The organism is Nonomuraea soli, from assembly GCF_013761175.1.
Taxonomy (GTDB): domain Bacteria; phylum Actinomycetota; class Actinomycetes; order Streptosporangiales; family Streptosporangiaceae; genus Nonomuraea; species Nonomuraea soli.
Genome location: NZ_JACDUR010000007.1, coordinates 1 through 14,068 on the forward strand (window position 1 = coordinate 1; position 14,068 = coordinate 14,068).

Sequence of the window (14,068 nt, forward strand, 5' to 3'; positions counted from 1 at the left end):
AGTTAAGCTTCTCTGCGCCGATGGTACTGCACTCGCCAGGGTGTGGGAGAGTAGGTCGCCGCCGCACAAATTTTGGTTCAGAAAGGCCCACCCGGTCTCCGGGTGGGCCTTTCTGCGTTTCATGGCAACGAAGGAGGCTCGCCCGGGGCGACTCGGTGCGGGCCTTCTTGCGTTTTCAGAGTCGTGCAAGCCCCGGTAACCAGACCGTAGGCGCTCTGCAGGCAGTCGACTGCACCGTGTGACCACCACACGGAGCACCATCGACTCGAAGAGGCCGCGATGACCGAGCGCACCCCGCCCCCGTCACCCCGAACCAACACCCTTCCCTCCACTCAGCCGTCAGACGGCCTGGGCGGTGCTGCCCGCATCGCTGACACCGACGGCGATGCCCGCGTCGCTCGGTCCTCCGGTGCCCATGCCACTCGCTCCTCCGGTCACGCTCCTCGCGCCCACCCCGCCATCACTTCGCCGGCTGGCGTCGCCGACGCAGCGCGCGACAACGGCACCGCCGCGACCTCTGCCGGTGCCCCCACCACGCCGCGTCCCCCGCGTGCCGCCGGCGCCCATATCCCTCAGCCGAGCCACACCGACGCCCCTGACCCCAGCAACGGCGACGCGTCTCCCCCTGGCTCCGCCAACGGTCCTCACCCCAGCCACGCCAACGCCGCCGATCCCAGCAACGGCAACGCATCTCGCCCCGGCTACGCCAACGATCCTCACCCCGGCTACGCCAACGATCCTCACCCCGGCTACGCCAACGATCCTCATCACCACCGCGCCCACGCCCCTCGCCCGACCCACCCCCAGAGCCTTCACCCCACCCGCCCCCACACCCTGAACCCCACCCGCCCCCGCACCCTTCACCCCACGAGCCCAAGCACAACCGCGCGACGCCTGGCGCTCGCCCTCACCCCCATCGCCATCCTCCTAACCACCGCCCTGGCAACCGCCACCCCCGCCGCGGCCGCGGCCACCACCAACTGCTCCCTGGGCAACCCCAGAACACAGATCCTCGCCCAGTTCCACGACAGCACCGAGCGCGAGCTCGAAAGGCTGATCAACGATTTCCGCCAGGAGAACGGCCTCACCCCCTTGGTCGCCTCGTCAACCGCCCTGTCCCGTGCCGCCCAGTGGGCGAGCAACGACAGTGCCGCGATGGGTGTCTCGCCGAGCAACCACGTCGACTCCCTGGGCCGTAACATCACCACCCGCTTCACCCAGTGCGGCGTTTCCGGTTTCACGAAGTTCGCCGAAATCAATTACTACGGCTGGGGCGGAAGTGTTCCGCCGTCGCAGGCTCTGCAGTGGTGGATGCAGTCTCCCGGCCACAGAGCGGTGCTGGTCGACCCGGCCTGGAAGAGCTTCGGGATCGGGCGTGCCATCAAGGGCGACAAGGTGCACTGGACGGTGACCTTCGGCGACAAGGTGCTGCCGAAGCGGCTGGGGAAGGTGAAGCTCGGGTGAAATGAGTGGTCCGCCCCCTGCATGACCTGGGATTCATGGGGCAGAAGGGCTGCAAGTGATCAGCAGGCGTACTGCAACTCGCTTGATCCATCCTGTACGTAGGCGAAGCTGGAATTCACCGGTGCGGCGGTCCCGGAGATGATCATGCCCCGAGGGCTACCCTTGGAAAGCAACGAGATATCCAGTCGAAACCGGGACGCTAGGCGTACAAAATGGAATAAGTGCTGGGCGTGTCGCATGGCGAAACACGAATCGTCGGTTACCGTCAAATGTGTAGGAGCGTGCCAGTAACGGGACGTTCCTGAGGAAAGGACAAGCCGATGGGGGCAGTGCGCAAGGTGGCGAGCTACCTTGGCCTGGGTATCGACCAAGAAGATCGCTATTACGACGACGAAGAGTATGTAGAGGACGAGTACATGCCGGCGTCGGAGCGGGCGGCCAAGCGGTGGCGCTCCACCGTCGAGTCGTCGCGGATCGTCATGGTCCAGCCGTTGAAGTACAACGACGCGCCGACGATCGGTCAGCACTTCCGTGAGGGCCAGACCGTCATCATGGACGTGACCGGCATGCCGATGCCGGAGGCCACCAGGATGGTCGACTTCGCCGCGGGCCTTGCCTACGGCTGTGAGGGCCGCATCGAGCGGATCGCCGACCGGGTGTTCCTGCTCGCGCCGTCACACGTGGAGATCGAGACGACCTAAGCCGCCCGAGGGCCGCGGCGCAGCAGCCGCGTGACCTCGGCGGCGTCGTCTGCCGCCTGGCGAGCCCGGTCATCGGCCTCGCGGGCGTAGGCATGCAAAGCCCAGACGGCGCCGTCGGCCAGCTCTTTCAGCTCGCCGACCTGTGAAGCGATATAGCGGGAGTCGGACTCCGCGGCCTGATGCCGCCGCCACAGCAGCCAGCCCCCCGCAGCCGCGCAGAGCAGCCCGGGCAGCACCAGCAGCCCGGTCGCCAGAGCTCCCGCGAAGAAGGCCACAGCGGCGACCACCAGTGCCCACGCCCCCCATGGGGGCCGCTGACGAGATACGCCGTCCTCGGTGATCTCGCGCTCCGCCGCGTGCATCGAATCCTGGTCCGGGCCTTCCGGCCGGAGCCTGATCTGGTGGCCGAGCATCGGAACGACGACCGAGTCGGGCGCGACCAGCTGGGTGTCGGCGGCCAGTTCGTCGGTGACGCGCTTGAGGATCGGCGCGGCCACGTGGAGCGAGATCGCCGCCAGTTGCGGGTCGGCGCCGGGACGCAGGTCGTCGAGCAGGTGGCTGATCAGCGAGCCTCTGGGGCCCTCCTCGCGATCGGACAGGCCCACCAGGTTGCGCAGAACGCTCAGGGGCTCGTCTTCCGCCCATACGGAGGCCGGAGAGCCGGTGCCGTTCGTCAGCGGGGTCGTCACGTCTTCGCGCACCGAGGTGATCTCGATGCAGCGGGCGAGGATGCGGGCGAGCTTGGTGCCCGCCTGTGCGGGCCTGGCCAGATCGGGGATCTCGGCGAGCTCGGGGAAGTCGACGAGCGAGGCGGGCACGACGACCGTCGCCTCACCGGGGACGAGCGCCTGCAGCCACTGGGCGGGATCGGCCTGCTGGTGTACGGCAAGCGCGTCGAGCTTGCGGAGCACGAAGATCTTGCCCGCCGGGCCGTACGCGCCCCTGGCGGCGGCCAGCCAGAGCGCCCGCTGCCCGTGGGTCACCGGGCGGTCGAGCGAGAGCTCGCCGAAGGCGGTGCCGAGCCAGGAGGCGTGGATGCGCGTGCCGTGGCCGGCGACGGCCAGGGCGAGGCAGAGGAAGAGCGCGGTCGTCTGCTGGTCGCGTGAGGCCGCGCGCGAGAGCGGCTCGAGCGGATCGTTGCCGCCGAGGATGGCCAGCAGCGCTTCGAGGGCGGGCGGCAGCCACTCACCCGACTCGTCGGGGAACCCAGCCTCTGAGGGGGGTACGGAGCCGTTGGCTGCCAAGTGGGCAAGCAACGCCTCTGCGTACCGATGCACCTCTGAGGGGCCAGCAGTCAGATTCGTGCTCAAGGCGTTGACTCCCCCTCAATTCATGAGCACGCAAAGCCTAGCGACGTGGCGCGCCCCCGGTGTGAAGGCGCGCCACATTGCTACATGCGCTCGGGAACGGGGACGCCGAGAAGGGACAGGCCCGTCTCGAGTGTGCGCAGGGTCAGCGCGCACAGGGCCAGCCGCGAGGCCTTGATGAGGCCCTCGGACTTGAGCACCGGGCACTCTTCGTAGAAGGTGCTGAAGAGGCTGGCGGTCTCGTAGAGGAAGGCACAGAGCCGGTGCGGCTCCGACAGCTCCGCCACCTGGGCGACGACCGTGCCGAACCCGAGAAGGTGCAGGGCCAGGGCGCGCTCGGCGGGCTCGCCCAGCAGGACCGGCCCGTTCACGTTGTCGACGTCGATGCCGCCGTTGCGGAAGATGGAGCGGATCCGGGCGGTGGCGTACTGCATGTAGCCGCCGGTGTTGCCGCTGAAGGCGATCATCCGGTCGAAGTCGAAGATGTATTCGCTGTCGTGGCTGACCGACAGGTCGGCGTACTTGACCGCGCCGATGCCGACCGCCTCGGAGATCTCCGCACGGAGCTCGGGGGAGTACCCCTTGTCGGCGATCTTCTCGTAGGCCCGCTCCACCGCCTCGTCGAGCAGCGACGACAGCTTCACCGACTCGCCGGAGCGGGTCTTGAAGCGCTTGCCGTCCTTGCCCTGGACCATGCCGATCTGCACGTGCTCGAAGCTGACCGAGTCGGGCAGCCATCCGGCCATCTTCGCCGTGGCGAAGACCATGCGGAAGTGCAGCGCCTGGTCGGCGCCGACGACGTACAGCGACCGGTCGGCCTTGAGCTCGTCGACCCGGTAGCGGATCGCCGCGAGGTCGGTCGTGGCGTAGCCGTACCCGCCGTCGCTCTTGCGGATGATGAGCGGCAGCGGCTGGTCGTCGGCGCCGGTGAAGCCCGGCGGGAAGACGCACAGCGCGCCGTCGCTGATGACGGCGATGCCGGCGGCCTCCAGGTCGTTGCAGACCTGCTCCAGCCACGGGTTGTACTTGCTCTCGCCGGCGATGTCGGCGTCGGTCAGGGTGACCTGCAGCTGGGCGTAGATCTTGTCGAAGTAGGCGATCGTGGCGTTCATGAAGACGTGCCACAGCCGGATGGTCTCGGGGTCCTCCGACTGGAGGGTCGTCACCCGCGACCGCGAGCGCGCCTTGAACGCCTCGTCGTTGTCGAACTTGACCCGGGCGGCCTGGTAGTACTCGGTGCCCTGTCCGGCTTCGAGCTGGGCGACGGCGGTCTGCTCGCCGATGTCGACGAGGTGCTCGACGAGCATGCCGAAGGGCGTGCCCCAGTCGCCGAGGTGGTTCTGCCGGATGACGGTGTTGCCGAGGTGCTCGTGGGTGCGCGCGAGGGCGTCGCCCACGACCGTCGAGCGCAGGTGCCCGACGTGCATCTCCTTGGCGGCGTTGGGCGCGGAGTAGTCGATCACGACACGCTGCGGCTCACCCTGGACCACGCCGTTGAGCGGGTCGCCGAGCTGGGCCTGCGCCTGGCCGGCGATCCACGAGTCGTCGAGGGTGATGTTGAGGAAGCCCGGCCCGCTGACTTCGACCGTGCCGGGGAAGTCGACGAGCTGCGCAGCCAGCTCGGTGGCGACCTCCCGCGGCGCCCGTCGCAGTCGCTTGCCCAGGCTCATCGCGACGTTCGCCTGGAAGTCGGCGAACTGGGAGGGCCGGATCAGCGGGTCTGCGTCGGAGTGCTCGGGCCCGAACGCGGCGGCCAGCGCCTGCTGGACGCGCTCGGTGAGCATTATCTGCGGGTCGGTCATGTTCTAAGGGTAGCGGTGAGCTTGACGGCGACCGTGACAATAACCGCCGCCACGGCGGCGATGGTCACGGCGATCAGATCGTTGCCGACGTCGCCAGGTTCCAGGGCGAAGAATTCGCGCACGAACGGGATGGCCAGGGCGGCCACGAACAGCGCGGCCATCGCGGCGATGAGCCCGATCCTCCACATGGTCAGCGGGCGGGCGATGAGGACAAGCACCCACCACGACACCAGGAAGAGCGTGATCACGGCGGCGGTGCTGCTCTCGGTCAGCGACGAGCCGGGCGAGGCGGCCATGAAGGAGATCATGGTGGCGACGCCGCACACCAGTCCCGCGGGGATCGCGAAGCGCAGCACCCGCGGCACGAAGCCCGGCTTGGCACGCTCGTAGGTGGGCGCCAGGGCCAGGAAGAAGGCGGGGATGCCGATCGTGAGCGCGTTGACCAGGGTGGAGTGGCGCGGCGCGAAGGGGAAGGTCAGTCCGATGACGCCGACCAGCAGCGAGATGATGATCGCGTAGAAGGTCTTGGTCAGGAACAGGCCGGAGACCCGCTCGATGTTGGCCAGCACCCGCCGCCCCTCGCCGACCACGTGCGGCAGCGTGGAGAAACGGTTGTCCATGAGGACCACCTGGGCGACCGCCTTGGTCGCCGGGCTGCCCGCTCCCATCGCGATGCCGAGGTCGGCGTCCTTGAGCGCCAGCACGTCGTTCACGCCGTCGCCGGTCATCGCGACCGTGTGGCCGCGTGACTGCAGGGCCGAGACGAAGGCGCGCTTCTGCTGCGGGGTGACCCGCCCGAAGACCGTGTTGTCTTCCAGGGCCTGGCCGTAGTCGGCCTCGTCGAGCAGCCGGGCGTCGACGGCGTTCGCGGCGCCGGGGATGCCGATGGTCCGCGCGATGGCCGACACGGCGTCGGGGCTGTCACCGGAGATGACCTTGACGGCCACGCCCTGCTTGGCGAAGTACTCCATCGTGGCCGTCGCGTCGGGCCGCAGGCGTTGTTTCAGCGTCACCAGGGCCGCCGGCTCCGCCGACGTGCCCGACAGGTCAGGTGTACGGCACAGCGCCAGCACCCTGGTGCCGCTCATCGCCAGCTGGCGTGCCTGACCGTATCCGGGGGTGCCGGGCTCCATCAGCACGTCGGGCGCCCCGAGGACCCAGCAGCCCCGGTCGCCGAAGTCGGCGCCGCTCCACTTGCGCGCGGAGGAGAACGGCACGTTCTCGCGGGCCTGCCAGCCGTCGGGCGTCGTGGGGAAGCGGGCCTGGATGGCCTGGGCGGTGGGGTTGGGGCGGGGGTCGACGTTGGCCAGCGCGGCCAGCGGGTCGGCGTAGGGCGCTCCGGCCAGCGGGATGACCTCGTCGAGGTCCATGCCGCCCTGGGTGAGGGTGCCGGTCTTGTCGACGCACAGCACGTCGACGCGCGCCAGGCCCTCGATCGCCGGGAGCTCCTGCACGAGCGCACCGCGCCTGCCGAGCCGTACGACACCGACGGCGAAGGCGATCGAGGTCATCAGGACCAGGCCCTCGGGGATCATCGTGACCAGGCCCGCGACGGCGCGGGTGATGGCGACGTCGAAGCTTGTGTCGTTGCGCAGCTGGCTCCAGATGAGCAGGATGCCGATCGGCACGACCAGCCAGGTGATGAACTTGATGAACTTCGTGATGCCGTCGCGCAGGTCGGAGTGGGCCAGCGAGAACTGCGAGGCCTCCTGGGCGAGCTTGACCGCGTAGGCGTCGGCGCCGACCTTGGTGGCGGTGAAGGCTCCCGACCCCGCGACGACGAAGCTGCCCGACAGCACCTCGTCGCCGGGCTTCTTGTGCACCGGGTCGGCCTCGCCGGTCAGCAGCGACTCGTCGATCTCGAGGTTGTCGGAGTGGACCACGTCGCCGTCGACGAGCAGCCGGTCGCCGGGGCCGAGCAGGATCAGGTCTCCCTGGACGACCGCTCTCGGCTCGATCTCGTGGTCGGCGCCGTCGCGCCGGACCCTGACCGGGGCCTCGTTGATCACGGCGAGCTTGTCGAGGGTGCGCTTGGCCCGCCACTCCTGGACGATGCCGATCGCCGCGTTGGCGACGATGACCAGGCCGAACAGGCCGTCCTTCCAGTCGCCGAAGATCAGGATCAGGACCCACAGGACGCCGATGACGAGGTTGAAGAAGGTGAGGACGTTGGCCCGGATGATCGCACTCATCGAACGGCTCGTCTGGCGCGGCACGTCGTTCGGCTTGGCGGCCGCGACCTGGGCAGCCGTGAGTCCGTTCACGAATAATCCCCCGATTGGCTTCGCTTGACGAGAGCTCTACGGGTGAATCCCCAGCTCACCGCCTTCCAGGCTCACCATAGTCGGTGTGATTTCCCGACACGCTCGGAAATCCGGGTGACGATGCCGCCCTTCGACAGCTCGTCGGCGAGGCGGCAGGCGGCGGTGACGCCCTTCGCGCGCGAGGAGCCGTGGGCGATCACCACGGTGCCGTTCAACCCGAGGAGTACGGCCCCGCCGTGCGCCTCGGGGTCGAGGCGCTCCCACAGCTGGCGCAGCCGGCCGCGCTGCGGGATGGCCCCGAGCCTGGCCAGGCGGCTGGAGTTGATGGTTTCGCGCAGCTCGCCGAAGGCGTAGCGGACCGCGCCCTCCATCGACTTGAGCGCGACGTTTCCGGTGAACCCGTCGGTGACGACCACGTCGGCCATGCCCGTGAGCAGGTCGTGGCCCTCGACGTTGCCGACGAACCCCTTGAGCTCGCTCATGAGCTCGTGTGCCCGCCGTACGAGCTTGTTGCCCTTCTCCGCCTCGCTGCCGATGGTCAGCAGGCCGATGCGGGGCTGCTCGATCTCGTAGGCGGTCTGGGCGTAGGCGGCGCCCAGGTGCGCGAACTGCACCAGCATCTCGGGCTTGACCTCGGCGTTGGCGCCGGCGTCGAGCAGGACCGTGGGGGTCGGCCTGGTCGGGAGGGGGACGGCGATCGCCGGGCGCAGGATGCCGGGCAGGCCCTTGAGGCGCAGGCGCCCCGTGGCCACCACCCCGGCGGTGGATCCGGCGGAGACGACCGAGCTCGCGTGGCCCTGCCGTACGAGATGACAGGCGATCGCGATGCTCGACTTGGGGCGGCGCAGGCTCGCCAGCGCGCCCTCGTGCATGGCGAGCGACTCCTCGGCCCGCACGATCGGGATCTCCTTGGCGGCGTCGTGGTCGGTGAGCGCCTCGTAGAGCACGCGTGGCGGGCCGACCAGGACGAGCTGCAGCCCGTGCTCTCTGACGGCCTGGACGGCGCCCGCCACGATCTCGTGTGGCGCGTGGTCGCCGCCCATGGCATCGAGAGCTATCACGTCGGCGTCGCCATCAAGTCGTACACAGTCCGAATGTTAGGTGCTTTATCGCAGGTTCCAGTCCGTGACCCCGCGAGAGACGATCAGCTTGGAGAACGATGCCCGCCCTGTGACGCGGATGACGGGGCCGTTTCCGGTGCCGGTGCCGCCGGAGACGTTGCGCTTGCCGAAGACCGTGCTGCCCTCGTCGATGATCTGGGCGTTGTCGGGCACCCTGATGATGAGCTTGCTGAAGGCGGGCTCGCACTCCAGGGTGATTTCGCGGCCGGGCAGCACGGCCTCCGTCAGGTCGACGATGAGGGCGCCGAAGCGCGGCGCCAGCCTGGTGTGGCGTGAGGCCACCCAGCGGCCCTTGCGCAGGGTCTTGCCGAAGGTGGCCTGGATGGTCTGGCGCTCCACCTCCTGGGGGGCGTGGGTGGCCTTCACGTCGGGCAGGTCGCGGGTCAGGGGGACCAGCTCGCCCGTGGTCTTGGCGTTGTAGGTGGCGTCGAGGCGGTCGGCGTGTTCGAGGCTGGTCAGCCGTCCGGTGGCGAGTGCTTCCCCGAGAACCGCGGCGACGCGGTCCCGGTCCTCGTCTGACGCGCGCAGGTCATCACTCATGCTGTCCAAGATACGCGATATGTCGCGACTTTGCGTAAACCTCACTGGCAACTTGAGCCCCAGTGGAACCAGAAGTGGTATCGGCCGCGTCCGGGTATAAGGACCCTAGACGCGCGGCAGGGTCGAGAGGTTTACATCAGGTCCGACAAAAAAGATAGGAAAGGCCTAGTGATCTTGAACGAGATGGGAACCCGACGGTTCACGGCGTACTCCGCCAAGCACCTCGACGAGCTTCTGAAGCGCGCCCGGCTCGACGAGGAAGAGCGGCTGAAGGTGCGGGCGGTGGCCACTGTCCTGCCCTTTCGGACCAACGCCTACGTCGTGGATGAGCTCATCGACTGGTCGGCGGCACCTGACGACCCTATCTACCGCCTCGTCTTCCCGCAGGCGGACATGCTGCCCACCACCGACGTCGCGCGCCTGACGGGAATGCTGCGCGACGACGCACCCAAGGCGGAGCTGCTGGCCGAGGCCAACCGCATCCGCCAGACCCTGAACCCGCATCCCGCGGGACAGATGGAACTCAACGTGCCTCGTATCGGCCGGGAACCGGTGCCGGGCATGCAGCACAAATATCCAGAGACCGTGCTGTTCTTCCCCAAGCAGGGGCAGACCTGTCACGCGTACTGCACGTACTGCTTCCGCTGGGCCCAGTTCGTCGGCGACGCGGACCTGAAGTTCGCCTCCGACGACATCGACCAGCTCGTGGCCTACCTGCGGGTGCACCCGGAGGTCACCAGCGTGCTGCTCACCGGCGGCGACCCCATGATCATGGGTGAGCCGGTGCTCAAGCGCTACATCGAGCCGCTGCTGGAGATCGAGCAGATCGAGTCCATCAGGATCGGGACCAAGTCGCTGGCCTACTGGCCGCAGCGCTTCGTCTCCGACCCGGACGCCGACGACACCCTGCGCCTGTTCGAGCGCGTCGTGGCCGCCGGCAAGAACCTCGCCTTCATGGCGCACTTCTCGCACACACGGGAGCTGGAGCCCGAACTGGTCGCCACGGCCGCCGAGCGCATCATCGGCGCCGGAGCGGTCATCCGCACCCAGGCGCCACTGATCAGGACCATCAACGACGCACCCGGCGTCTGGTCCGACATGTGGCGCCGCCAGCTCACACTCGGGATGATCCCGTACTACATGTTCGTCGAACGCGACACCGGTCCACAGGACTACTTCGCGGTGCCGCTGGCCGACGCCTACCAGATCTTCCGCGAGGCGTACTCCTCGGTCTCAGGGCTCTGCCGCACGGTGCGGGGGCCCTCCATGTCGGCCACGCCGGGCAAGGTGTGCGTCGACGGGATCGCCGACATCGCCGGGCAGCGGGTCTTCGTGCTCCACTTCATCCAGGCGCGCGACCCCGAACTGGTCGGCAAGCCGTTCTTCGCGCAGTACGACCCGAAGGCGGCGTGGCTCACGGATCTGAAACCGGCGTTCGCCGACTGGTTCCCGTTCGAGGGTGCCCCACGAAAGACCCGGCTTTCGGCCTGAGAGGCCGCGCAGGGAGCTAGACAGCGGTAATTGCGCCTCCGGTGCGTGGCACCGCTTTTCGCGAGTGGTGTGCGCGCCGGGGGCGCCCGCGTTTCGGCGGAGAATCGGGAATGGCGGGCTGGGATATTCGCCCCGGGCGGCCCGCCGCTTTCGCCGGCACGGGCGGCAGGAAGCGCCGGGTTAAAGGCGGGAATCGATTATGCGCCGGGCGCGCGAATCACGAAACGCGCGATTCACGCAACTGCCCGCGCGGCGTTGTGGGGCGGACGATTCAGGCGGGGCTCGCGTGGTGTCGTACGGCGGGCGATTCGGGCCGGGCGGCGGCCCGCGTGGTGTTGCACGGGGGCGATTCAGGCGGCGGCTTGTGCGGCGTTGTACGGCGGGCGATGCGGGCCGGGTGGCGGCCCGCGTGGTGTTGTACGGCGGGCGGACATGCCGACGCCCGCCGCGGGTGCGGCGGGCGTCGAGGTTTTGGGGAAGTGGTGGGCCCAGCGTCAGGGAAGTCGGACGCCAGTACGGCGAGCGATCTGGGCCTGGAGTCTGGCCATCTGCCAATGCAGCTCGATGAGTTGCTCGGTCAGCTGGATCCTGGGAATCTCGGATACGTCCTCGATGGCCAGGTGGTCAATCGCGGACGACAGCTCTCGCATCGCGCGCCCCCACTCCATCTCGTGTTCCTTGCGATCGAATCTACGTTCGAATCATATCGGAACACGAGTCACGCTGTCAGGGCTTTGGCCCTCCAGCCACTCACATTTCGTACACAGGAACGATGGACCCCCTGGCCAGCGTGTTCGCGGTGATGTTGAAGCCCACGACGTTGGCGGGTGTGTCGGACGACAGGCCCAGCGACTCCACCCCGAGCGCGTGGACGGCGAAGATGTAGCGGTGCGGCCAGCCGGGAGGCGGGGCGGCTCCGCCGTACGCGGCGACGCCGAAGTCGTTGCGCGCCTGGCCGCCGAACTTGGCGTCGGCCGTGCCGAAACCCGTGGGCAGTTCGGTGACGTCGGCCGGGATGTCGAACAGCAGCCAGTGCCAGAAACCGCCCTGCGTGGGGGCGTCCGGGTCGTAGCAGGTCACCGCGTAGCTGAGCGTGCCCTCGGGCGCTCCGGACCAGCGCAGGTGCGGCGAGAGGTTGCCGCCGGTCATGCCCCAGTCGTTGAAGACGTGGGCTTCGGCCAGGGTCTCGCCGTCGCGGACGTCGTCACTGGTGACGGTGAGCGAGGGGACCGGCGGGAGGAAGTCGAGCGGGAGCGGCGGCCGGGCAGACAAGGTGCACCTCCATCGAAGGAACGGTGCTTACGTCCTATCAGCCTTTGTGGTAGGCCGCCATGACCTCGGCGGGATCGCCGTCCATTTTGATCTTGCCCTTGTGGAGCCAGATGACCCGGTTGCAGGTCTCCTCGATGACCTTGTGGTCGTGGGAGACCAGGAAGACGGTGCCGGCGGACTCGCGGATCTGCTTGATGCGTTCCTGGGACTTCTTGCGGAACTCGCGGTCGCCGGTGGCCAGGGCCTCGTCGATGAGGAGGACGTCGTGGGTCTTGGCGCTGGAGATGGCGAACCGCAGCCGGGCGCCCATGCCGGAGGAGTAGGTCGACATGGGGAGCTTGACGAACTCGTCGATGCCGGAGAAGTCGACGATCTCGTCGTACTTCTTCCTGACCTCGGCGGGGCTCATGCCCATGGCGAGGCAGCCCAGGATGATGTTGCGCTCACCGGTGAGATCGCGCATGAGAGCGGCGTTCACGCCCAGCAGCGAGGGCTGGCCGTCGGTGTAGACGGCCCCCTGATGGGGTGGGAGGAGGCCGGCGATGGCTCGCATGAGAGTCGACTTGCCGGAGCCGTTGCGGCCGACGATGCCGATGGCGTCGCCGTGGTAGGCCACGAAGGAGACGCCCTTGACCGCGTGGACCTCGGTCATCTGGGGGCGGCCCTGGCGCCTGAGAAGGCGCATCAGGGCGTTGACGGCATTGCCCTTCTCGTGGTCGGTGGCCTTGGCGTAGACGCGGTAGACGATGTGGAGGTCGTCGACGATGACGGTCGGGGTGCCCGTCGGCGCGTCCAAGGGGGTCTTGGGCGTCGTCGTCACTTCCGGCAGCTCCTCGGTCATCTCAGCCACGGCCGTACCTTTCCTCGGCACGCCAGAAGTACCAGAAACCGAAGATGAGCGCGAACACGGCCCATGCCGCGCAGCTGTACCAGATCCAGTCGGGGCCGGAGTGACGCTGGACGCGATAGTCGGCCATGAGGATCTCGCGCATGGCCTCCATGTAGGAGGCCGCGGGGTTCGCGTACATCACGTTGGCCACCCACTGCGGCAGGACGCCCGCGACCTTGTCCTGGATGGAGAAGAAGACGCCGGAGGCGTAGAGCCAGGTCCGCATGATGAAGGGCAGGAGCTGGTTCATGTCGCGCATCGAGGCGCCGACCCTGGCCATGACCAGGCTGGCGCCGATGTTGAACATGGTCTGCATGAAGAGCACGACCGGTATGAGCAGCCACAGCAGCGTGGGCGGCTCGAACCAGACGATGATGGCCAGCAGCACGCCCATCGAGATGACCAGCTGCTGGAGCTCCTGGATCGTGTAGGCCAGCGGGAGCGCGGCGCGGGGGAAGTGGAGCGCCCGGATCATCGACAGGTTGCCGTTGATGGACTTGGCCCCGGCGGTCACGCTGCGCTGGGTGTAGGTGAAGACGAACATCCCGACCAGCAGGAACACGGGATAGTTAGGGATGCCCTTGCCGCCCTGGAGAATGACGCCGAACATCACGAAGTAGATGCCGGCGTTGAGCAGCGGAGTCAGCACCTGCCACAGCTGGCCGAGCGCCGAGTTCGAATACTTCGACACGTTCCGCGAAGTCGCGTACGTGGTGATGAAGTGCCGGCGTTCCCAGAGTTGGCGCAGGTAGACGTGGAACCTCGGCCGTGCGATGGCACGGCGAAGCCCGTATCTCTGGGCGAGCTTGGCCAGCGACTCCCCGCTTCGGCCGCCCGCCTGGGCGTCCGCGAACGCGGATTCCGGCTGGCTCATGAGAAGGACTCTATTGGATGCAGGTGGATGGGATGCCTGGAGCGGCGGTTCCGCCCGTGAAGACTTGGACGAGGACACCCCCTGCCCGGTTCCAACGCTCGGTCAACGGTAGCCCAGGGGGCGTCGTTACGCTGGACTTGGCATGAGCACTCTGTGAGCTGAGGTATTTTTCATCAACCCGTCAGAGGCATTCCTTCCTCTTTGACCGATTTTACCATCGACTTGGTATAAATGCGGTTGGTGCGGCTGGATGCGTGTGACGCGGTCACAGCGCACGTGTGACCGAACTGCAACGCGCCAGAGACTCGCTGGTGGCAAGTAGTGAGGGATAGTCGCGATCGAC

At 68.0% G+C, this 14,068-nt stretch carries 12 protein-coding genes; 3 read left to right on the plus strand and 9 right to left on the minus strand.

Annotated elements, in window-relative coordinates:
• The first annotated feature begins 279 nt into the window (after positions 1-279).
• Together HNR30_RS49570 and HNR30_RS32700 are read left to right on the plus strand one after the other, a co-directional pair.
• A complete protein-coding gene (locus HNR30_RS49570) occupies positions 280-1,464 on the plus strand; it encodes a CAP domain-containing protein (RefSeq protein ID WP_181613976.1) in 1,185 nt (394 codons plus the stop codon).
• Positions 1,465-1,784: 320 nt separating this feature from the next.
• A complete protein-coding gene (locus HNR30_RS32700; RefSeq protein WP_181613977.1) occupies positions 1,785-2,165 on the plus strand; it encodes a cell division protein SepF in 381 nt (126 codons plus the stop codon).
• Here the strand turns inward: HNR30_RS32700 and HNR30_RS32705 are convergent.
• From HNR30_RS32705 to HNR30_RS32725, 5 genes are all read right to left on the minus strand, one after another.
• Complete coding sequence (locus HNR30_RS32705; protein WP_246379872.1) at positions 2,162-3,409, minus strand: hypothetical protein; 1,248 nt, start codon at positions 3,407-3,409, stop codon at positions 2,162-2,164. The two genes, HNR30_RS32700 and HNR30_RS32705, sit on opposite strands and share 4 nt — an antisense overlap.
• Before the next feature lie 146 nt (positions 3,410-3,555).
• A complete protein-coding gene (gene argS, locus HNR30_RS32710; protein WP_181613979.1) occupies positions 3,556-5,274 on the minus strand; it encodes an arginine--tRNA ligase in 1,719 nt (572 codons plus the stop codon).
• Entirely contained in the window at positions 5,271-7,538 is a 2,268-nt protein-coding gene (locus tag HNR30_RS32715) for an HAD-IC family P-type ATPase (RefSeq protein WP_312894803.1), read from the minus strand. Before HNR30_RS32715 ends, argS begins: the two co-directional genes overlap by 4 nt.
• A 71-nt stretch (positions 7,539-7,609) precedes the next feature.
• A complete protein-coding gene (gene plsX, locus HNR30_RS32720; protein WP_312894804.1) occupies positions 7,610-8,599 on the minus strand; it encodes a phosphate acyltransferase PlsX in 990 nt (329 codons plus the stop codon).
• Between the two features lie 45 nt (positions 8,600-8,644).
• The gene (locus HNR30_RS32725; RefSeq protein WP_181613980.1) at positions 8,645-9,199 is read right to left on the minus strand and encodes a DUF1707 SHOCT-like domain-containing protein; all 555 of its coding nucleotides are present in this window, start codon (positions 9,197-9,199) and stop codon (positions 8,645-8,647) included.
• 183 nt (positions 9,200-9,382) lie between these two features.
• Here HNR30_RS32725 and HNR30_RS32730 point away from each other — a divergent pair, with 183 nt between their 5' ends.
• Complete coding sequence (locus HNR30_RS32730; RefSeq protein ID WP_181613981.1) at positions 9,383-10,690, plus strand: KamA family radical SAM protein; 1,308 nt, start codon at positions 9,383-9,385, stop codon at positions 10,688-10,690.
• A 494-nt stretch (positions 10,691-11,184) separates the two neighbouring features.
• Here HNR30_RS32730 and HNR30_RS32735 read toward each other — a convergent pair whose 3' ends face one another.
• From HNR30_RS32735 to HNR30_RS32750, 4 genes are all read right to left on the minus strand, one after another.
• Complete coding sequence (locus HNR30_RS32735; protein WP_181613982.1) at positions 11,185-11,358, minus strand: hypothetical protein; 174 nt, start codon at positions 11,356-11,358, stop codon at positions 11,185-11,187.
• A gap of 82 nt (positions 11,359-11,440) precedes the next feature.
• Positions 11,441-11,962 carry a YbhB/YbcL family Raf kinase inhibitor-like protein gene (locus tag HNR30_RS32740; protein WP_181613983.1) on the minus strand — a complete coding sequence of 174 codons (522 nt, stop codon included), beginning with the start codon at positions 11,960-11,962 and terminating at the stop codon, positions 11,441-11,443.
• Positions 11,963-11,999: 37 nt separating this feature from the next.
• Entirely contained in the window at positions 12,000-12,803 is an 804-nt protein-coding gene (locus HNR30_RS32745; protein WP_181614584.1) for an ABC transporter ATP-binding protein, read from the minus strand.
• Position 12,804: 1 nt separating this feature from the next.
• Positions 12,805-13,725, minus strand: a complete 921-nt coding sequence (locus HNR30_RS32750; RefSeq protein WP_181613984.1) for an ABC transporter permease — start codon at positions 13,723-13,725, stop codon at positions 12,805-12,807.
• Positions 13,726-14,068: the final 343 nt, after the last annotated feature.

Bases quoted from the DNA above. Each gene is read 5' to 3' on its own strand.
- HNR30_RS49570 (WP_181613976.1), top strand. From the start codon at position 280: ATGACCGAGCGCACCCCGCCCCCGTCACCCCGAACCAACACCCTTCCC.
- argS (WP_181613979.1), bottom strand. From the start codon at position 5,274: ATGACCGACCCGCAGATAATGCTCACCGAGCGCGTCCAGCAGGCGCTG.
- HNR30_RS32725 (WP_181613980.1), bottom strand. From the start codon at position 9,199: ATGAGTGATGACCTGCGCGCGTCAGACGAGGACCGGGACCGCGTCGCC.
- HNR30_RS32745 (WP_181614584.1), bottom strand. From the start codon at position 12,803: ATGACCGAGGAGCTGCCGGAAGTGACGACGACGCCCAAGACCCCCTTG.
- HNR30_RS32750 (WP_181613984.1), bottom strand. From the start codon at position 13,725: ATGAGCCAGCCGGAATCCGCGTTCGCGGACGCCCAGGCGGGCGGCCGA.
- HNR30_RS32735 (WP_181613982.1), bottom strand. From the start codon at position 11,358: ATGGAGTGGGGGCGCGCGATGCGAGAGCTGTCGTCCGCGATTGACCAC.
- HNR30_RS32730 (WP_181613981.1), top strand. From the start codon at position 9,383: ATGGGAACCCGACGGTTCACGGCGTACTCCGCCAAGCACCTCGACGAG.
- HNR30_RS32700 (WP_181613977.1), top strand. From the start codon at position 1,785: ATGGGGGCAGTGCGCAAGGTGGCGAGCTACCTTGGCCTGGGTATCGAC.